Origin of the sequence: Phenylobacterium sp. (assembly GCF_035539035.1) — a bacterium.
Lineage (GTDB): Bacteria > Pseudomonadota > Alphaproteobacteria > Caulobacterales > Caulobacteraceae > Phenylobacterium.
This window is the reverse complement of the sequence record NZ_DATLJI010000016.1, coordinates 313,584-331,305: the sequence shown is the minus strand read 5'-3', so window position 1 is coordinate 331,305 and position 17,722 is coordinate 313,584. Positions and strand designations below refer to the sequence as shown.

At 72.4% G+C, this 17,722-nt stretch carries 20 protein-coding genes; 4 read left to right on the top strand and 16 right to left on the bottom strand.

Features of this window, described 5'->3' with window-relative positions:
• Positions 1 to 37: 37 nt before the first annotated feature.
• Positions 38 to 226, bottom strand: a complete 189-nt coding sequence (locus tag VM685_RS15575) for a DUF3008 family protein (protein ID WP_325461092.1) — start codon at positions 224 to 226, stop codon at positions 38 to 40.
• A gap of 108 nt (positions 227 to 334) precedes the next feature.
• Between VM685_RS15575 and VM685_RS15570 the strand changes: the two genes are divergently transcribed.
• From VM685_RS15570 to VM685_RS15560, 3 genes are all read left to right on the top strand, one after another.
• The gene (locus tag VM685_RS15570; protein WP_325461091.1) at positions 335 to 1,141 is read left to right on the top strand and encodes a potassium channel family protein; all 807 of its coding nucleotides are present in this window, start codon (positions 335 to 337) and stop codon (positions 1,139 to 1,141) included.
• A gap of 67 nt (positions 1,142 to 1,208) precedes the next feature.
• Positions 1,209 to 2,291, top strand: a complete 1,083-nt coding sequence (locus VM685_RS15565) for a substrate-binding domain-containing protein (protein WP_325461090.1) — start codon at positions 1,209 to 1,211, stop codon at positions 2,289 to 2,291.
• A 99-nt stretch (positions 2,292 to 2,390) separates the two neighbouring features.
• Positions 2,391 to 3,749 (top strand): FAD/NAD(P)-binding protein, encoded by a 1,359-nt coding sequence (locus VM685_RS15560; protein ID WP_325461089.1) that lies wholly within the window; start codon positions 2,391 to 2,393, stop codon positions 3,747 to 3,749.
• Here VM685_RS15560 and VM685_RS15555 read toward each other — a convergent pair.
• The 7 genes from VM685_RS15555 to VM685_RS15525 form a co-directional block, all read right to left on the bottom strand.
• The gene (locus VM685_RS15555) at positions 3,746 to 4,837 is read right to left on the bottom strand and encodes an alkaline phosphatase family protein (RefSeq protein WP_325461088.1); all 1,092 of its coding nucleotides are present in this window, start codon (positions 4,835 to 4,837) and stop codon (positions 3,746 to 3,748) included. The two genes, VM685_RS15560 and VM685_RS15555, sit on opposite strands and share 4 nt — an antisense overlap.
• Before the next feature lie 84 nt (positions 4,838 to 4,921).
• A complete protein-coding gene (locus tag VM685_RS15550) occupies positions 4,922 to 5,458 on the bottom strand; it encodes an SRPBCC family protein (protein WP_325461087.1) in 537 nt (178 codons plus the stop codon).
• A gap of 28 nt (positions 5,459 to 5,486) precedes the next feature.
• Positions 5,487 to 5,915 (bottom strand): VOC family protein, encoded by a 429-nt coding sequence (locus tag VM685_RS15545; RefSeq protein ID WP_325461086.1) that lies wholly within the window; start codon positions 5,913 to 5,915, stop codon positions 5,487 to 5,489.
• 78 nt (positions 5,916 to 5,993) lie between these two features.
• A complete protein-coding gene (locus tag VM685_RS15540; protein WP_325461085.1) occupies positions 5,994 to 6,671 on the bottom strand; it encodes a YceI family protein in 678 nt (225 codons plus the stop codon).
• A 22-nt stretch (positions 6,672 to 6,693) separates the two neighbouring features.
• On the bottom strand, positions 6,694 to 7,959 hold the full coding sequence (locus VM685_RS15535; RefSeq protein ID WP_325461084.1) for an RNA polymerase sigma factor: 1,266 nt from the start codon (positions 7,957 to 7,959) through the stop codon (positions 6,694 to 6,696).
• On the bottom strand, positions 7,956 to 8,339 hold the full coding sequence (locus VM685_RS15530; protein WP_325461083.1) for a YciI family protein: 384 nt from the start codon (positions 8,337 to 8,339) through the stop codon (positions 7,956 to 7,958). Before VM685_RS15530 ends, VM685_RS15535 begins: the two co-directional genes overlap by 4 nt.
• A gap of 77 nt (positions 8,340 to 8,416) precedes the next feature.
• The gene (locus VM685_RS15525) at positions 8,417 to 10,177 is read right to left on the bottom strand and encodes a pyridoxal phosphate-dependent decarboxylase family protein (RefSeq protein WP_325461082.1); all 1,761 of its coding nucleotides are present in this window, start codon (positions 10,175 to 10,177) and stop codon (positions 8,417 to 8,419) included.
• A gap of 149 nt (positions 10,178 to 10,326) precedes the next feature.
• Between VM685_RS15525 and VM685_RS15520 the strand changes: the two genes are divergently transcribed.
• Positions 10,327 to 11,586, top strand: coding sequence for an acyl-CoA dehydrogenase family protein (locus tag VM685_RS15520; RefSeq protein WP_325461081.1), 1,260 nt, complete (start codon positions 10,327 to 10,329; stop codon positions 11,584 to 11,586).
• A gap of 7 nt (positions 11,587 to 11,593) precedes the next feature.
• On the opposite strand, the gene VM685_RS15515 is transcribed toward VM685_RS15520, so the two are convergent.
• The 8 genes from VM685_RS15515 to narJ all read right to left on the bottom strand — a co-directional run bounded on the left by VM685_RS15515 (position 11,594) and on the right by narJ (position 17,720).
• A complete protein-coding gene (locus tag VM685_RS15515; protein ID WP_325461080.1) occupies positions 11,594 to 11,986 on the bottom strand; it encodes a YbaN family protein in 393 nt (130 codons plus the stop codon).
• A 79-nt stretch (positions 11,987 to 12,065) separates the two neighbouring features.
• Positions 12,066 to 12,656: a molybdenum cofactor guanylyltransferase gene (gene mobA, locus VM685_RS15510; RefSeq protein ID WP_325461079.1), complete on the bottom strand. Its 591-nt coding sequence runs from the start codon at positions 12,654 to 12,656 to the stop codon at positions 12,066 to 12,068.
• Entirely contained in the window at positions 12,653 to 13,336 is a 684-nt protein-coding gene (locus VM685_RS15505; protein ID WP_325461078.1) for a carbonic anhydrase, read from the bottom strand. Before VM685_RS15505 ends, mobA begins: the two co-directional genes overlap by 4 nt.
• A complete protein-coding gene (locus VM685_RS15500; RefSeq protein WP_325461077.1) occupies positions 13,333 to 13,896 on the bottom strand; it encodes a hemerythrin domain-containing protein in 564 nt (187 codons plus the stop codon). The genes VM685_RS15505 and VM685_RS15500 overlap by 4 nt, the downstream gene beginning before the upstream one ends.
• Positions 13,897 to 13,922: 26 nt before the next feature.
• Positions 13,923 to 15,119, bottom strand: coding sequence for a hypothetical protein (locus VM685_RS15495; protein ID WP_325461076.1), 1,197 nt, complete (start codon positions 15,117 to 15,119; stop codon positions 13,923 to 13,925).
• Positions 15,116 to 16,234 (bottom strand): peptidylprolyl isomerase, encoded by a 1,119-nt coding sequence (locus VM685_RS15490; protein WP_325461075.1) that lies wholly within the window; start codon positions 16,232 to 16,234, stop codon positions 15,116 to 15,118. Before VM685_RS15490 ends, VM685_RS15495 begins: the two co-directional genes overlap by 4 nt.
• Entirely contained in the window at positions 16,231 to 17,004 is a 774-nt protein-coding gene (gene narI / locus VM685_RS15485) for a respiratory nitrate reductase subunit gamma (protein ID WP_325461074.1), read from the bottom strand. Before narI ends, VM685_RS15490 begins: the two co-directional genes overlap by 4 nt.
• 11 nt (positions 17,005 to 17,015) lie before the next feature.
• Entirely contained in the window at positions 17,016 to 17,720 is a 705-nt protein-coding gene (gene narJ / locus VM685_RS15480; protein WP_325461073.1) for a nitrate reductase molybdenum cofactor assembly chaperone, read from the bottom strand.
• Positions 17,721 to 17,722 lie beyond the last annotated feature (2 nt).

Sequence of the window (17,722 nt, the reverse complement as noted above, 5' to 3'; positions counted from 1 at the left end):
GGGGCCTCAGGCAAGGGCGGCGTCGACGACCCGGCGCCTAACTCCTCGCGGCGTGCTCGGGCTTACCCTTGCGCTTGGTTGAGGCCATCTTCTCGAGCTCTTTCTCGCTCATGGAGTCGGCCATCTGCTTGGACGGGCCCTTGAGCTTCGATTTCGGGGTGTCGCCACGCTTGGCGGAGAGGGCGGCCCCGGCGGCTTTCTGCTGGGCGGCGGACTTGGCGGGCATGGCTTGTCCTCGGGCTTGGGCCGCGCGAAGAGTGCGCGGGCTTCGCGCCGGGAAACGATCCAGCCCGGCGGAGGTTCAAGGCGGGCCGGAGCGCCAGGAGAGCCACCTTTGACGAGTTCCGCCGGTGAGACCCGCGACCGACGCCGCCGGCTCCCGCGCCTGCGGGTGAGGCTGCGCGAGCTCTACCACGGCGACAGCCCCGAGGCCGTCCGGTTCCGCTACCGGGTGATCGTCATCGACATCCTGCTGATCGCCTTCTTCATCGCCGCGCCGTTCCTCCGCGAGTTCCCGGCCTTCCTGATCGCCGACTATGCGGTCGCCCTGATCCTGCTCGTGGACATCGCCGCGCGCGCGCTCGCCGCCTCCAACTGGCGGACCTGGGCGATGCGGCCGATCCTGTGGGTCGATATCTTCGTCCTGATCACCCTGCTGTTCCCGCTGTGGCTGTTCAACCTCGCCTTCCTGCGGGTGCTGCGGCTGTGGTCCCTGGTCCACTCCGACTTCTTCTGGGAGACGGTCGGGCGCCGCTACGACGACACGCGCTGGGAGGACGTCGGCAAGGCGCTGGCCAGCCTTGTCACCTTCGTCTTCGTGGCGACCGGTTTCGTCTATGCGAGCTTCGCGCGCGAGCACCCCGGCATCACCGGCTACCTGGACGCCCTCTACTTCACGGTCACCGCGCTCACCACGACCGGCTTCGGCGACATCACCCTGCCGGGCGCCTGGGGCAAGCTGCTGACCATCGGCATCATGCTGGTCGGCATCACGCTCTTCGTGCGCCTCGGCCAGACCCTCATCCGACCCTACAAGGTGCGCTTCACCTGCCCCACGTGCGGCCTCATGCGACACGACGCCGACGCCGTGCACTGCAAGGCGTGCGGCGTTCTGCTCAACATCCCCAACGACGAGGACTGAGGGGACTTCATCGAACTGTCACATGCCGATGATAGCCGCCGGGCAGACCTCGCTTCCGGAGCCTTCCATGCGATTCACCACCCTCCTTCTCGCCGCCTCGGCGGTCGCGCTCACCGCCTGCGGGCAGCAGCAGACGTCCGGCAAGGCCGACGGCCAGGTGAGCGGCGGCGGCGGCGCGCGCAACCAGGTGTGGGCGGCCGGCTCCTCCACCGTCTTCCCCTTCGCCACCCGGGTCGCCGAGACCGTGGCGCGCACCACCGGCGGCACGGCCGCCAAGGTGGAGAGCCTGGGCACCGGCGGCGGCATCAAGCTGTTCTGCTCGGGCACCGGCGCCAACTACCCCGACATCGCCACGGCCTCGCGGGCCATGAAGAAGTCGGAGTGGGACGCGTGCCAGGCGGCCGGCGTGACCGACATCGTGGAGCTGAAGGTGGGCTTCGACGGCATCGTGCTGGCCAACGCCAAGGCCCAGCCGACCTTCAGCGTCACGCGCGAGCAGATCTACCGGGCGCTCGCCGCCGAACTGCCGCAGGGCTCGGGCTTCGCGCCCAACACCACCGCGACCTGGAGCGCCGTGGCGCCGGGCCTGCCGAACCAGCGAATCCTGGCCTACGGCCCGCCGCCGACCTCCGGCACCCGCGACGCCTTCGTCGAGCTCGCCATGGAGAAGGGGGCCGAGAAGGTCCCGGCCATGGCCGCCCTGAAGAAGTCCAACGAGGACCAGTTCAAGGAAAAGTCCCACACCCTGCGCCGTGACGGCGCCTGGGTGGACGCCGGCGAGAACGATAACGCCATCGTCCAGACGCTCGAGAAGACGCCCAACGCGCTCGGCGTGTTCGGCTACTCGTTCCTCGAGAACAACATGGACAAGGTGAAGGCCGCGACCGTCGAGGGCGTCGCCCCCTCGTTCGAAACCATCTCCAACGGCTCCTATCCGCTGTCGCGCTCGCTCTACATCTACGTGAAGAAGGCCAATGTCGGCGTGACGCCTGGGCTGCGCGAATACGTCAACGCCTTCGTCTCCGACGCGGCGGCGGGCCGCGGCGGCTACCTCCAGCAGCGTGGCCTGATCGCCCTGCCGGAAGCCGAGCACGCGACGGTGAAGGCCACGGCCCAGGCGCTCACGCCGATGGCCGCCCCCGCGAAATAGGGCTCCGCCAGGGCCCCTGAGGCCTTCGCGAGAGAAACTGACTCTGAATTCCTACAAAGCTGGTGGAGATTGCATCTCCATCAGCCTCAGGAGCGAGTCATGGCCTCCGTCCCCGAAGCCCCGCCGACCGTCGCCGTGATCGGCGGCGGCTTCAGCGGCCTGCTCACCGCCATCCACCTGCTGCGCCAGTCGCCGAACGTCATTGTGCGACTGGTGGAGCGCGCCCCGCGTTTCGGACGCGGACGGGCCTATCAGACGGCCCACCCGGACCACCTGCTGAATGTCCGGGCCTCGAACATGAGCGCCTTCCCGGACCAGCCGGACCACTTCCGCGACTGGCTGGCGGCCGACGGGGTGGCGCGGCCCGCCGAGGCCTTCGTCAGCCGCGGCCGCTATGGCGACTACCTGCAGAGCCTGCTGCGCGACGAGGTGAGCGATCCCTCCCGCGCCGGCCGGCTGCTGCTCGAGGCGGACGAGGCCGTGGCCGTGGAGCCGGCGGACGGACGGCTGCGGGTGACGCTGGCGGTCGGCCGGACTTTCGACGCCGACGCCGTGGTGCTCGCCCTGGGCCTCCTGCCGCCCGCCCCGCCGCCCGGGGCCGAGCCCGAGGTGCTGGCCCATCCGGCCTATGTGGCCGATCCCTGGCGGGTGGACCCGGAGACCGCGCCGCAGGGCGATATCCTGCTCATCGGCTCGGGGCTGACCATGGTCGACGTGGCGCTCAGCCTGGCCGGCGAGGGACGGCGCCTGACCGCGCTCTCCCGCCACGGCCTGGTGTCGCGCAGCCACGCGCCGACCGGCTCGGCGCCCCAGCCGGAGGGCTCGCTCGCCACCCCGCGCGCGGCGCTCAGGACCCTGCGCGCCCAGGCGGAGAAGGTCGGCTGGCGCGAGGCGGTGGACGGCATCCGACCGCTTACCCAGGCGGTCTGGCGTAGCTGGCCGCTCTCTCAGCGCCGGCGGTTCCTGCGCCACGCCCGGCCATGGTGGGACGTCCACCGCCACCGCATGGCGCCGACCATCGCCGCGCGGCTGTCGGGCCTGGTGGTCTCGACCGAGCTGGAGGTGCTGGCCGGCCGGCTGGAGCACGTGGCGGCCGAAGGGCAGGGGTTCGCCGTCCGCTTCCGGCCGCGCGGCGAGCGGGCGCCGGTGACCCGCAGCTTTGCGGCCATCGTCAACTGCTCCGGCCCGCGCGGCGACCCTGAGGCGGCGAGCGCCGGGCTGCTGGCCGACCTGCGCCGGCGTGGCGCGCTCAGGCGCGATCCGCTGGGGCTCGGCCTCGACGTCGACGACCACCTGCGGGTGATCGGCGCGGACGGGCGCCCGACGCCGGGGCTGTTCGCCGTGGGACCGCTCACCCGCGCCGCGGTCTGGGAGGCCCTGGCGGTCCCGGACCTGCGCAACCAGACCGCCGAGGTGGCGCGCGCCGTGGCCCGCAGCCTCGCCGTCGCCCCGGCCTAGCGGGCCGGAGCCTTCAGGATGTCCAGCGGCGCGCCGATGGCGGGGTCGAAGGCGCGCCAGTCGAGGCCCAGCGCGGCGAGGCCCGTCGCGGCGATCTGGCTGGACGAGGCGCAGCCCTGCGGCTGGCGGCCCGGGACCACGTCCGGTCCGATGGCGGCGATCCAGACGGCGTCAGAGCCGGGGAAGACCGGCTTGCCGTGGTGCTTCCAGGCGTCGGCGGAGGGGCCTGAGCCGCGGCCGTGGTCGGTGGTGACGATCAGGGTGGTCTTGCCGGCGTAGGCGCGGTCAGCCTGCAGCGTCTTCCACAGCTCGGCCAGGAAGGCGTCGGTCCGCCGCGCCGCCCACAGCGTCTGGTCGTAGTGGCCTTCGTGGGCGAAGTCGTCGGTCTCCCCATAGGCGATGTACAGCACCTTCGGCCGGTCCTGCCGCAGGGCCTCGAGGGCATAGGCGTGGGTGAAGGTGTCGAGCCGCACGGTGGGCCACAGGCGCGGTGCGCCGGCCTCCAGCCGGGCGATCGCCGCCTCGGCCGCGGATCGCGGCGGCGCGCCGTTCCAGCCGGCGTTCACCGGCACCCCGCTGCGCTTTGCATTGACGATGTCGCCGAAGACGGACCAGGAGCCGAGCGCCTGGACCTTGCCGCGGAACCCCGGCTGGCGGTTCAGCCACTCCAGCACCGTGACGTTGCTGTTCGGGCCGTGCTCGTTGGAGCGGATCGCCGGGTCCGGCCTGCCGGTCAGGATCTCGTTGTAGCCGGGGTAGGAGAACCACATCTGGTTGGCGACGGCGGCGCAGGAGCCGTGGTCGCGGTCGCCGATCAGCACGCCCTGCTTCGCCACCACCTCGTGCAGGAAGGGCATCAGCGCGCGGGCGCGGTCGGGCTTGTCGAGGAAGTCGGCCTTGATCCCCGCCGCCTCCTTCACGAAGGCCTTGTTCGCGGCCCGCTCCGGATCCGCGCCGTGGAACACCTCGCTCCAGTTCAGCCCGTCCAGCGTCACCAGCACCAGCCGGCGGTCGTCGGCCGCCTGGGCGGTCGAGGTGGAAAACGCCGCCGCCACGAGCGCGGCGGCGGCCAGGATCCAGGTCTTCATCGTCAGCCCCCTCAACGGAGGCCCCGAGCCTCCCGCGGCACGCCTAGCAGGACTGTTTGACAGTCCTGCGAGACGTCGTCGGGCCTAGGTTTCCGACACCTTCTTCAGATTGGCGAGGCCCGTTTCGAAGTCCTTGCCGACCATGGCGTCCATGTCGAACACCAGGCCCATCACCTTGCCCATCAGCGGCATGGGTCCGTTCATGGCCCAGGTGACGCGGGTGGTCCCGCCCGGCTGGGGCTCGTAGGTGAACTCGGCGACGTTGCGGGCCTCCATCGGCTTGATGAAGTTCAGCGCGACCACGGTCCTCTGGGAGGAGGTCTCGAGGATCTCCATCCGCCCCGCGCCCACCTTGTCATTCCCCTCGTAGGCATAGACCGCGCCGACGCCGGCGGCAGGGCCCGCGTAGGAGCGCTTCAGCGCCGGATCGACGGTCTCGTAGGGCGACCAGGCGCGCCAGGCGTGGAAGTCGTTGACGTGGGCGGCGATGGCCTCAGGCGGCGCCTGGATGGTGGTGGAGCGGGCGACGCGGAAGGTGTCGGGCCGGGTGGCGGCGACGGCGAACAGCCCCGCGACCGCCGCCACCAGCATGATCGCGATGACGGTGAGCGTCCTGCGCATGATCGGTGTCCTCTGCTGCGACGGGAGCTCAGCCGATCGGCTGGTTCATGGCCCAGGAGACGCCGTAGGGATCCTTCAGCTCTCCGTAGCGGTCGCCCCAGAACATGTCGGCAGGCGGCATCACCGCCGTGCAGCCGGCCTCGAGCGCGTGGGCGTACTGGCGGTCGATGTCGGTGGTCATGATCACCAGGCTGAAGCCCTGGGCGGGGACCTTGGCGTGGCCGTGCTCCGGATAGAAGTCGCTGATCATCAGGGACGAGCCGTTGAGGTAGAGGTGGGCGTGCATGGTGCGGCCCTGCTCGTCCGGCGGCATGATCGAGGCGATCTCCGCCCCGAAGGCCTTCACGTAGAACTCGGCCGCGGCGATGGCGCCGTCGACGTTCAGGTAGGTGACGAGGCCGCCCTTCGGCTCCGCCTTCGGCATGGCGGCGGCCTGGGCCTCTAGGGTCTCGCTCATGGGGATTTCCCTCTCTTCGGTGCGGGCCTGGTCGCGGCCCGTCCCAAGGACGGACGGCGGCCGGCCCATCCGACACCCTCAGGGGACCTGCCTGGAGAATTCCGTCTCGATGCCGACCTCCACCGCGTCGCCGACGCCCATGTTGGAGCCGGGCGCGGGAACGCCGTAGCCCATGCCGAAGTCCGAGCGCTTGAAGCTGCCGCGGGCGGAGAAGCCGATGCGGGCGCCGCCCGGGTCCATCTCGTTCGGCGGATAGCCGCCGTTGAAGGTGGCCTCCAGCACCACCGGCTTGGTCACACCGTGCAGGGTGAGGTCGCCCGTCACCCGCGCGGTCCGCGCGCCGGTTGGCTCCACGCGGGTGGAGCGGAAGGTGATGGTGGGATGGCGGCCGGCGTCGAACCAGTTGGGGCCCAAGAGCTCCTCGCGGAAGCCGGCCGGCGGGGCGGGCAGGTCCAGCGAGCGCACGTCGATGGTCGCCTCGACGCTCATGGCCGCCGGCTTGGCCGGATCGAACTGCAGCCGCCCGTCGAGGTCGTCGAAGCTGGCCGTGTAGTTCGAGAAGCCCAGGTGGCTCACCTTGAAGGTCAGCGTCGAGTGGGCCTTGTCCAGGGTGTAGAGGCCGGCCGGCGCGGTGACCGGCTCGGGCGCGGGGGCCGCGGCGGGCGCAGCCGGGGCGGCGGCGGTCTTCTCCGCGGGCGCGGGCTGCGAGCAGGCGGCGAGCGCGGCGAATGCGCAGGCGGTCAGGATCGGTCTCATGCGTTACTCCCTTGCAGGTCGGTCAGCCCGCGGCGCGGGCGCCGGGCTTGGCGCTGTCCTGGATCAGCCGGTCGAGGTGCTTGCGGATGTGGGCGGCCTCGGCCGCGGTGTTGGCCAGCGCGATGGCCTGGTCGAAGGCCGCCTTGGCCTCCTGGTCGCGGCCGAGCTGCAGCAGCAGCGCGCCCCTGACGCCGAAGAAGTGGAAATAGCCGGACAGCCGGCCGGCCAGGGGCTCGATCATCTCCAGGGCCGCCTCGGGACCGCGGACCTTCATCACCGCCACGGCGCGGTTGAGGGTCACCACCGGCGAGGGCTGCATGCGCTCCAAGGCGGCGTAGAGCAGGTCGATCTGCGCCCAGTCGGTGTCCTCCGGCCGCGCGGCGCGGGCGTGGAGGGCGGCGATGGCGGCCTGGGCCTGGTACGGGCCGGGACGGGCGTGGCGCATGGCCTTGTCCATCAGGGCCAGGCCCTCGGCGATCAGCTTGTCGTTCCAGAGGCTGCGGTCCTGGTCCTCCAGGAGGATGATCTCGCCGGCTGCATCGAAGCGGGCCGGGGTGCGGGCGTGCTGCAGGAGCATCAGCGCCGTCAGCCCCATGATCTCCGGCTCGGTCTGGAAGAGCCGGAGCAGCAGCCGGCCCAGCCGGATCGCCTCGTCGCAGAGCTGGGCGCGGGCGGCGTTGTCGCCGGCCGAATAGCCCTCGTTGAACACCAGGTAGATCATCGCCGCCACGGCCGCGAGCCGCTCGGACCGCTCCACCGCGCCGGGGGTCTCGAAGGCCACCTCGCCAGCCCCGATCTGGCGCTTGGCCCGGGTGATCCGCTGCTCCATGGCCGCTTCGGAGACCAGGAAGGCGCGGGCGATCTGCCTGACGCTCAGGCCGGAGACGATGCGCAGGGCGACGGCGATCTGCTGGGTCTGCGGCAGGTCCGGATGGCAGCAGATGAAGAGCAGGCGCAGCACGTCGTCGCGGTAGTCGGCGCCGTCCAGCCGCTCGGCCATCGGCGTCTCCACGTCGTCCAGGTCGGAGAGCCGCTCCTCGTCGGGCAGGGCCTCGTTGCGCGAGCGCTTGCGCACCCCATCGAGGGCGGCGTTGCGGCCGACCATGATCAGCCAGGCGGCCGGGTCACGCGGCGGACCGTTCTTCGGCCAATTGTTCAGCGCCCGCAGGCAGGCGTCCTGGAACGCCTCCTCGGCGGTGTCGAGGTCGCGGAAGTAGCGCAGGAGCGCGCCCACGGCCTGGGGTCGGGCGGCCGTGATGGCGGCGTCGATCCAGGCCAGGTCGGTCATGCGGGCTCCACGGTCTCGGCGGTGACGGGGTTGAACACGCCCACGGGACGGATCTCGTAGGAGCCGTTGGACGGGTTGGCCCGGGCGAGGTCGCGGGCGATCGCCAGCACCTCGTCGAGCGAGGCGACGTCGACGATGTAGAAGCCCAGCAGCTGTTCCTTGGTCTCGGCGAAGGGGCCGTCGATGACCAGGTCTTCCTTGGACTTGCGAAGGGTGGTGGCCGCGGTGGTCGGCAGCAGGCGGGCGACGGGCCCCAGCTTGCCCTGGCGGGCGAGGTTCTGCTGGACCGCCGCGAGACGGGCCATGCAGGCGTCGTCCTCGTCCTTGGTCCAGGCGCCGACGGCGGCTTCGTCGTCGTAGCAGAGGATGGCGTAGAGCATCGGAACGGGCTCCTCGTTCGGCTGGAAGACGAACGAGTATGCCGCGCCCCGACAGCGCTGGCGATTTTTCGCGAAGGTCAGGCCGCGGCCTGGTCCTCGGTGGCGGCCACGATGGCCGCGAGCTCCGCCGTGAGCTCCGGCAGCAGCCGGGCGCGGACCGCCGGCTCCGCCCAGAAGGGGTTCATCACCACGCAGCGGACCAGCACGAGCCGGTCGGCGTCGCGCCGCCCGCCCCAGGCGGCGACGTGCCGGTCGATCAGCTCGCCGCAGGCTTCCCGGCCGAGCACGGTCCGCGACATGGAGAAGCCGGGGGAGGCGGCGACCCGGGCGTGAACCGCGGCGGTCCGGGCGTTGGCGACGCTCAGCGCCTCGCCCTGGGCCGCCACCGAGAAGCAGAAGATGTTGGTGTCGGTGGGATCCAGCGGCCGGATCTCGGGAATGGCCGCGGTGACCGCCGAACGGATCGCCCGGCAGGAGTCGAGCGTGGCGCTGAGCACCGCGCCCATTCCGGCCGGTCCGAAGCCCAGCGCCCGGCCGGTGAGCCAGGTGGCCGCGGCCCCGGTCGCCGCGCGGGATCCTTCCAGCGTCCGGGTCCAGGGCGCTTCGCCCAGCTCCGCCCGCTCCACATAGGGCGCGACGAAGGCCGAGACGGTGTCTGAGGCCGCGTCGCGGGTCAGCAGGGCGCCGCAGGCGTAGGGCGCGTAGCCCAGCTTGTGCGGGTCGATGGTCACGGTCTCCGCCCGGCCGATGGCCCGCAGCGCCCGGCGCTGCGCCGCGCCCAGCAGGGGCTCGTCGGGATCGAGCGCGCAGAAGAAGCCGCCGTAGGCGGCGTCCACATGGTGCCAGATGTCGACGCCCTCGGCGCGAAGGGCGTCGAGGTGATCGGCGACCGCGTCCACGGGATCGATCTCGCCGAGTTCGGTGGTGCCGGCGACGCTGACCACGGCCAGCACCGGGCGGCCCTGCTCGCGCGCCGCCTCGATCCGTGCGCCGAGGCCCTGAACGGACAGCCGGCCCTCGCCGTCGAGGGGCACGCTCCAGAACGCCTCCTCGCCCAGGCCGAAGACGTTGGCGGCCTTGATCCAGGAATAGTGCTTGTGGCCGGGGGCGAGGATCACCGGCCCGCGCCAGGGCCGGCCGCTGGCCTCGGAGAGCCGCTCGGCCATCTGGAACGGGTTGCCGAGCACGCTGCTGCGCGAGCGCATGGCCAGGTCGTCCACCCCGTGGCGGGCGGCGAGCGCCGCGGCGGCGGCCGGGGACATCTGGGCGTCCGCGAAGGGATCGAGCGGGCGGCCCTCGGTCTCGGCCAGGGTCAGCGCCAGCGCCAGCCGGTGGTCCAGCCGGAACCGGGCGCGCCACACCGCCTCCAGGTTGGCCACCGTGCCGCCGGAGGTGAAGTGGCCGTGCGCCTGGGCGGGATCGAAGCCCACCATCTGAGCCAGCATGGCGATCGCCTCGGCCTCGAGCGCCGTGCCGACCCGGGAGGCCTCTCTGGAGGTGTTGTTCGGATTGTGCAGCAGGGCCGCGAAGTGGCCGAGCAGGGCCGGCAGGGCGGTCTCGGAGACCATGTGGCCGATGTAGCGCGGGGAATAGGTGGGCAGCTCGCCGCGCAGCTTGGCCCCGAGCTCCCCCAGCGCCGCGTCGAGGGCGGCGCGACGGGCCAGGAAGGCGGGGGCGGCGGCGTCCGCGTCAGTCACCGCGGCGGGATCGTCGGCGAACAGGCTGCGGCGCCAGGCCAGCCAGTCGTCCATGGCCGCGCCCAGCCGCTCGCGCAGCCAGTCCTGGTTCTCGGACCTCGGGCCCAGGAAGTACGGCTTCGGCGCGGCGGGATCGGTCATCTTCCACCGTTCCCGCGGTTTGCCCCGGCGGGGAATGACGAAGGTCAATCCGGCCCCGGTTGAGCGGGATCAAGGCGCGCAGCGGGCGCAGTCATTCCTATTGCGGGCGCCGCGGCCGACGCTGGCTGCGACACCCGAGGAGATCGCCGATGGACTTCACCCTTTCCGAACGCCAGGCCGCCTGGCGCGACCGCGTGCGCGCCTTCATGGCCGCCCATGTCTATCCGGCCGTGCCGACCTACCAGGCGCAGCAGGCGGAGGGGAGCCGCTGGAAGGTCATCCCGGTCGTCGAGGAGCTGAAGGCCCGCGCCTACGCCGAGGGGCTGTGGAACCTGTTCCTGCCGCCGTCGGAGCACGACGAGGAGGAGTACCGCGGCGCCGGCCTCTCCAACCTGGAATACGCCCTGTGCGCCGAGGAGATGGGCCGCGTCGGCTTCGCCTCGGAGGTGTTCAACTGCTCCGCGCCCGACACCGGCAACATGGAGGTGCTGCACCGCTATGGCTCGGCCGACCAGAAGGCCCGCTGGCTGCGGCCGCTGATGGAGGGCGAGATCCGCTCGGCCTTCCTGATGACCGAGCCCGACGTGGCCTCGTCCGACGCCACCAACATCCAGACCGTCATCCGGCGCGACGGCGACCACTATGTGATCAACGGGCGCAAGTGGTGGTCCTCCGGCGTGGGCGATCCGCGCTGCAAGGTCGCCATCGTCATGGGCAAGACCGATCCGGACGGCCCGCGCCACGCCCAGCAGTCGCAGATCCTCGTGCCGCTCGACACCCCCGGGATCGAGGTGGTCCGGATGCTGCCGGTGTTCGGCTACGACGACGCCCCGCACGGCCACGCCGAGGTGGTGCTGCGCGACGTGCGCGTGCCGGTGGAGAACCTGCTCCTGGGCGAGGGTCGCGGCTTCGAGATCGCCCAGGGCCGGCTCGGCCCCGGCCGCATCCACCACTGCATGCGCACCATCGGGACCGCCGAGGTGGCCCTGGAGAAGATGACCGACCGCCTGCTGTCGCGCGTGGCCTTCGGCAAGCGGCTGGCCGACCAGTCGGTGTGGGAGCAGCGGATCGGCGAGGCCCGCCTCGACATCGAGATGACCCGGCTGCTCTGCCTCAAGGCCGCCGACATGATGGACCGGGCCGGCAACAAGGCCGCCCAGCTGGAGATCGCCATGATCAAGGTGGCGGCGCCGCGCACCGCCCTGAAGGTCATCGACGACGCCATCCAGGCGCACGGCGGCGGCGGGGTTTCCGAGGACTTCGGCCTGGCCCGCGCCTACGCCGGCATGCGCTCGCTGCGCCTCGCCGACGGACCGGACGAGGTGCACCTGCGGGCCATCGCGCGCCTGGAGTTCGGCCGCCACGGCGAGCGCATGCGCGCCTGGCGCGAGGGCGAGCCGGTCGCCTGACCGGAACTCAGGCGGAGGGGCGGGTGAGGATGTAGCCCGCCACCGCCACGAGGAGGACGCCGGCCAGGCCGGTGAGCAGCAGGCTGTGCGTGGTCAGCGCCACGCTGGCGCCGCCGCCCGCCAGGCCGAGCGTCGCTGCCGCCTTGGCGGGACGGGGAATGGCGCGGCGCGTCTCCCAGGCGACCAGGACCGGGCCGAGCCGCGGGTGGCGACGCAGGCGCTCGGCCAGCGCGGGCGAACTGCGGGTGAACGCCCACAACGCCACCACCAGGAACGGCGTCGCCGGCACGATCGGCAGCACGAGGCCGGCCAGCGCCAGCCCCACCGAGGTCACGCCGAGGGCGTGGTAGGCGGTGCGGACGAGCCGGGAACCGGGCGACGGGGACGCGACGACGGACATGGACGGTCTTTCGGGCATGGACCCGCGCACCTTCGCGCGGAACGCCCCTAGGACGCTGTGACCTGGGTCAAGCCGACAGCTAGAATCCGAATTCCGGCTGCAGGGCGGCCAGGTCCTCCGGCGTGTTGGCGTTGGCGAAGGGGTCGTGCTCCCCGGCCGGCCAGTCCACCACGGCCATGCCGCAGGCCTCGGCGAACCCCTTCAGCGAGCTGCGTCCGGCGGCGATGTAGGGCGAGAGCCGGGGCCGCGCGCGCACGTCCCAGAGGGCGCAGACGGGATGCAGCCGTCCGCCGCTGGCGGCCACTGCCACCGCCGCCCCGCCGCCGAGACCGGCTTCCAGGCGCGACAGCAGGTCCCGCGGCAGGCGGGGCATGTCGCAGGGGAGGGTGAGGACGCGGCGCGCGCCCTCGCGCTCCCCGAATTCCAGGGCCGACGCGAGACCCGCGGCCGGGCCGGGAATGGCCCGGTCGTCGAGCAGCAGGACGGCGTCCACCGCGCCCACCTGGTCGGCCTGGCGGACGGCGACGGCGACGGTGTCGCACCAGCTCCGGGCCAATGCCACGGCGTTCTCCACCAGCGTCGTCTGCCCGAGGCGGCGCAGCGGCTTGGAGCCGCCCATCCGCCGGCCCTCGCCGCCCGCCAGCACCACGGCCACGACGCCGGCGCTCACTTGCGGCTCCCGGCGCGCCGCAGCTCGGGCCGGCGGGGCGGGAAGCCGCCCGGCTCGGTGGGGCCGTAGAGCAGGGGGAAGGCGGTTTCTGGGCTGTCCACGGTGGTCTCCAGGTCGCGCAACAGACCATCCTGGATCGAGTATATCCAGCCGTGGATCGCCAGCGGCTGGCCGCGACGCCAGGCGTCCTGCACGAACGGATTGCCCGCCACGCTCGCCACCTGGGCCAAGACGTTGCGCTCGCAGACGTCGTTCACCCGCGCCTCGAAATCGACGATGGCGTCGAGGTGCTCGGCGTGACGGCAGCAGAGCGCGCGAACCGGCTGCAGCCAGTGATCGATCAAGCCGTGCCGCTCGCCGGTCAGCGCGGCGCGCACGCCGCCACAGCCGTAGTGGCCGCAGACGATCACATGGCGGACCTTCAGCACCTCCACGGCGAACTGCAGCACGGAGAGGAAGTTGGCGTCCTGCGGCGGGGCCAGGTTCGCGACGTTGCGGTGGACGAACAGCTCCCCGGGATCGAGGCCGACGATCTCGTTGGCCGGCACACGGCTGTCGGAGCAGCCGACCCACAGGTACTCCGGCGACTGCTGCCCCGCGAGCCTCCGGAAGTACTCCGGATCCACCCGCGCGCGGGCCGCGGCCCAGCGGATGTTGTTGTCGAACAGGTCCTGGATCACGCCTCGGCGGGCTCCAGCACCACGCCGCGCCGGGCCGCGATGCGGCGGCTCATGGCCTTGAGGTCGGCCGGCGTGAGCCGCATCCGCGCCATCGGCAGGACCACCGCGTTCTCCAGGGCCAGGTGACGCAGCTCCTGATCGGCGAAGTCCTGCATCGCCTTGCGGGCCGCGGGGACCATGCCGGGCGCGGTGCGGGCCTCCAGGCAGGCGTCCACGTGGCCGCGGACCACGTCGGCGAGCGCCGCGTCGGTGCGGTGCTCGGCCGACAGCAGGCCCAGAACGCGCTCGATGTCGTCCTCGGGCTGGGCCCGCCGGCGGAGCAGGGGGAAGAGGTCCTCCTCCTCGTCGATGATGTGCAGGGCCAGCTCGTTGCGCAGGAACTCCAGGAGCCGCGTCAGGCGCTCGCCGTCGAAGACATGGGCGGCGGCCGTCTCCTGCACCAGACGGCAGAACTGCCGGTGGCGGAAATGTTCGGCGAAGAACCACTCCAGCGGCTCGGCCATGAGCGCCGGGGGGATGTCCTCCAGGACGGCGGTGTCGGCGGTGTTCGTGGTGCTCATGGTGCGGGCCTCCTTCAGGCCGCGGGCTAGTACTTGAACTCCAGGGTGAGCCAGATCTTGCTGCGGTCCGCGAAGCCGGGGCGGTCGCCGTCGAAGAACGCCGCCTTCACCTCGGCGGTGAGCGCCTTGGTGACCGGCGCAGCGGCCAGCAGGTCGAGCTCGCGGCCGTAGCGGTCGGAGCCGTCGTCCTCGGTGAAGTCGTGGACCGCCGCCTGCAGGCGCACGGGCAGGGCCTTGGGGCCCAGCTTCAGGGTCGTGCCGGCCCGCAGGTTCAGGTCGCGCACCCCGGCCGGCGGCGTGGTCAGGAAGACGTCCGCCCAGCCCTGGAAGGCGTGCAGGGTGGCGAGCGGGGTCGCAAATCCGCGCGATCCGTTCCCTTCCAGTCGCTCGTAGCCGACGCTGGCCCAGGGCGCCGCGGCCTTGAGGCCGGCGGACAGGGCCACATAGTCCAGCTCGAAGTCCGCGGGATTGTTGCGGTGCTCGGTCTGGCGGGCGTACTCGGCCTCGTAGGTGACCGACAGGCCGGGCCGCACGGGCCTCGCGCCGGTGAGCCGGACGCCCCAGGTGGCGTTCGACTGGGCCGGCGCGTTCTCGAAGGCCATGAGGTAGCCGTAGCCGGTGAGCTGGCCGGCGGCCGTCTTCAGGTCGGCCTGCACCAGGTGGCTGTCGCTGTCCCACTCGCCCTGCGGGCTGTCGTCGCCGAACACCCTGTGGACGCGGTCCACATAGGCATAGGTGACGGCGAGCTCCTTCGTGGGACGGAAGGACGTCTTCACGGCGTCGAAGGTCTGCTCGTTCTGGCGGAAGCCGACGTTGCCCACGAAGCGGGCGTTGCCGAGGATCAGCCGCTGGCGGCCCACCACGGCGTCGGCCCTGGCGCCGGTCCAGGAGATCTGCGCCCGGTTCAGTTCGGTGTCCTCGGGGTCGGCGACCACGGGATAGCGGACCTTGCCGTTGGTGGTGCTGTTGTAGTCGTCCACGAGCGCCGTGACGTTCTCGCCCTCCGCCAGGACCTTGAAGCCGCGCCAGGCGGGGGTCTCGTAGCCGAAGCGGGTGCGCAGGGTCAGCGCCTGGGCGTCCTCGGGCAGGCCGTCCTGGCTGACGCTCTCCGAGCGCAGGCGCATGTCGAGGATGATGTCGCCCGGAGGCGACTGGGCGAGCGCGAGGCTCGGGGCGGCGACGGCGGCGAGGAGGACGGCCGAGGCCAGGCGAAGATCGGTCACGCGGGTACTCTACGGATGAGGGTGAAGACAGGCTTGGCCGGCACGAGCTTGGAGCGGAGCACCTGGGCGAGGCAGGCCAGCGCCGGATCCTCCGCGTCCCGCGCGGCCGAGATCAGGTTGGTCCAGCGTTCGTCCGAGGCCTCGGCCACGAAGTCCGCCACGGCGGACTGGACCAGGCCGGCGACCGACGCGCCGGCTTCGGCGGCGGCCTGGCGCACGCGGCCGGCCAGGTCCGGATCGACGGCGTCGAGCCAGCCCTCCAGACGCTCGGCCGCGGCGCGGTCGCTGAGGAAGTCGCCCAGGGTGGCGGAGCCGTCGCGCACCGCGCCCTCGGGCGTGATGGTCAGAGCCACGCCCTTGGCCCGGGCGGCGGCGGCCAGCTCGGCGACGTAGCGGGTGGCGGCCGCGGCCCAGGCGCGGCTCTCCAGGTGCAGGCGGATGCGTTCCTCGGCCAGCTCGAAGGGCAGGACGCGGCCCTCGATGCGGCGGTCCAGGCGCAGGACGTGCCAGCCGAAGCGGGAGAGCACCGGCACGCCGGCCGTCTCGCCGGGATCCAGCGCCATCAGCACGTCCTCGACCTCCGGCACGAGGTCGCCGGACCGGAGCTGGCCGAGCGAGCCGCCGACGGCGCCCGAGGGGCAGTCCGAGGCGTCGCGCGCCAGTTCGCCGAAGGTGCAGGTCCCGCCCTCCAGGATACCCAGGAGGCGCGTCGCGTTGGCGTGCGCCGCGGCCAGCGCCGCCTCGTCCCCGCCGCGGGGCTCCACCAGGATGTGCGAGGCTTCGTAGAGGGCGGGCGTGCGGAAGCGGACCGGGTCGGCCTCGTAGACCCGCCGGCACTCGGCCTCGGTGGGCGCGGTCACCGCCACCTCGGCGTCGAGGACGGCGCGGACCAGCGCCTCGTCCGGCGTTTCCTCGCGGCCCTGCTCGTCGAGCTCGGGCTCGGGCGTCAGGCCCAAGTCCCGGGCGCGCTGCAGCAGCAGCGCGCGGATCGCCAGGGCATGGCCGGCGGCCGAGCGGGCCTCCGCCGCCGAGGCGCCGGGATGGTTCTGCACCTCCTGGGCGAGGAGGGTCTCGGGGATCTCGACCCCGTCGAAGACGACAGCGCGCAGGCTCATTCGGCGGCCTCCAGCCGGTCCGGACGGACGGCGCGGCCGGCGCCGTGCAGGGGATAGACGGGGGCCACCGGCTCGGCCCGGCGGGGCAGGACGCGCTTGGTGCGGACCAGCTGCCAGCCGCGGCGGTTCAGGTACCAGACCGGCGCCGAGAGCATGTGGACGAGCCGGGTGAACGGGAAGACCAGCAGGATGGTCATGCCCAGCGCCAGGTGCGCCTTGAACACCCACGGCACGTCGGCGACGAAGCCGGCGGCGTCGCCGCGGAAGGCGAAGATCCCCTGCGCCCAGTTCATGAACTTGACCATCTCGCCGCCGTCGCGGTGCTGCAGCGACAGCGGGATCGTCGCCAGGCCCAGGATGAGCTGGACGACCAGGATCACCAGGATGGCGGTGTCGCCGAAGCTGGAGGTCTTGCGGATCCGCGCGTCGAACAGGCGCCGGTGCAGCAGGAGCGCCCCGCCGGCGAGCGCCAGCAGGCCCGCGAAGCCGCCGGCGACGATGGCCAGCATCTGCTTGGCCCCGTGCGAGACGCCCAGGGTGTCGAACACCCAGATCGGCGTCAGCAGGCCCACGAAGTGGCCGGCGAAGATCATCAGCACGCCCAGGTGGAACAGCACGGAGCCGGCCACCAGCTGCCGGCGGCGCAGGAGCTGCGAGGAGCCGGTGCGCCAGGTGTAGGGCTCGCGGTCGAAGCGGATCACCGAGCCCAGCACGAGGACGGCGAGGGCGATGTAGGGATAGACGCCGAACAGGATCTGGTTGAGGTCCATGGGAGCGTTCCTCAGGCGGCCGCGCCGGCGCGGGGGCCGGCCGGCGGGGTGGTGTTCATGGCCTTCACCATGGCGTCGGCCTTGGGGCAGCCGACGTCGGAAGGACCGAAGGTGACGGCGGTCTCGGCCCAGAGCCGGTCCATGGCCTCGAGATCGTCCGGATTGTCGTCCGGCTCGGCCATCAGGGCGGCCAGCGCCTCGGCGTCCGCCGCGTCGGCGGCGAGCGCGGCCAACGCCCCGAACACCGCGCGGTACGGGCTGGCCCGCTTGTGCAGCCGCTCGCCCATGGCCTGCAGCACATGGGCGGCCTCGCCCAGCAGGGAGGCGGCCTCGTCGTCCGGCAGGGTGGAGAGGAACTCCAGGAACACCGGCAGGTGGTCCGGCAGCTCGTTGGCCGACAGCTCCAGCCCCTTGGACCGGTAGAGCTCCAGCAGCGCCACCATCGCCTGGCCACGGTCGCGGCTCTCGCCGTGCACGTGCTCATAGAGGTTGAGCGACAGCGAGCGGGTCCGGTCGAACAGCCAGACGTAGCGTTCCTGGGCCTCGTAGAGGTCGCCTTCGGCGAGGTCCTGGGCGAGCCGGGTCAGGGCGCGGCGGATCGGCGGCGGGATCTGTTCGTCCGCGGCCAGCACCCCCTCGGCGGCCGGCAACAGGTCGCGGCCGGCCTCGGTGGGATAGCTGAGGAGGAGGGCGAGCGCCCGGTAGCTGAGCGACATGG

Bases quoted from the DNA above. Each gene is read 5' to 3' on its own strand.
- VM685_RS15575 (WP_325461092.1), bottom strand. From the start codon at position 226: ATGCCCGCCAAGTCCGCCGCCCAGCAGAAAGCCGCCGGGGCCGCCCTC.
- VM685_RS15565 (WP_325461090.1), top strand. From the start codon at position 1,209: ATGCGATTCACCACCCTCCTTCTCGCCGCCTCGGCGGTCGCGCTCACC.
- VM685_RS15560 (WP_325461089.1), top strand. From the start codon at position 2,391: ATGGCCTCCGTCCCCGAAGCCCCGCCGACCGTCGCCGTGATCGGCGGC.
- VM685_RS15555 (WP_325461088.1), bottom strand. From the start codon at position 4,837: ATGAAGACCTGGATCCTGGCCGCCGCCGCGCTCGTGGCGGCGGCGTTT.
- VM685_RS15550 (WP_325461087.1), bottom strand. From the start codon at position 5,458: ATGCGCAGGACGCTCACCGTCATCGCGATCATGCTGGTGGCGGCGGTC.
- VM685_RS15545 (WP_325461086.1), bottom strand. From the start codon at position 5,915: ATGAGCGAGACCCTAGAGGCCCAGGCCGCCGCCATGCCGAAGGCGGAG.
- VM685_RS15540 (WP_325461085.1), bottom strand. From the start codon at position 6,671: ATGAGACCGATCCTGACCGCCTGCGCATTCGCCGCGCTCGCCGCCTGC.
- VM685_RS15535 (WP_325461084.1), bottom strand. From the start codon at position 7,959: ATGACCGACCTGGCCTGGATCGACGCCGCCATCACGGCCGCCCGACCC.
- VM685_RS15530 (WP_325461083.1), bottom strand. From the start codon at position 8,339: ATGCTCTACGCCATCCTCTGCTACGACGACGAAGCCGCCGTCGGCGCC.
- VM685_RS15525 (WP_325461082.1), bottom strand. From the start codon at position 10,177: ATGACCGATCCCGCCGCGCCGAAGCCGTACTTCCTGGGCCCGAGGTCC.
- VM685_RS15520 (WP_325461081.1), top strand. From the start codon at position 10,327: ATGGACTTCACCCTTTCCGAACGCCAGGCCGCCTGGCGCGACCGCGTG.
- VM685_RS15515 (WP_325461080.1), bottom strand. From the start codon at position 11,986: ATGTCCGTCGTCGCGTCCCCGTCGCCCGGTTCCCGGCTCGTCCGCACC.
- VM685_RS15500 (WP_325461077.1), bottom strand. From the start codon at position 13,896: ATGAGCACCACGAACACCGCCGACACCGCCGTCCTGGAGGACATCCCC.
- VM685_RS15490 (WP_325461075.1), bottom strand. From the start codon at position 16,234: ATGAGCCTGCGCGCTGTCGTCTTCGACGGGGTCGAGATCCCCGAGACC.
- narI (WP_325461074.1), bottom strand. From the start codon at position 17,004: ATGGACCTCAACCAGATCCTGTTCGGCGTCTATCCCTACATCGCCCTC.
- narJ (WP_325461073.1), bottom strand. From the start codon at position 17,720: ATGTCGCTCAGCTACCGGGCGCTCGCCCTCCTCCTCAGCTATCCCACC.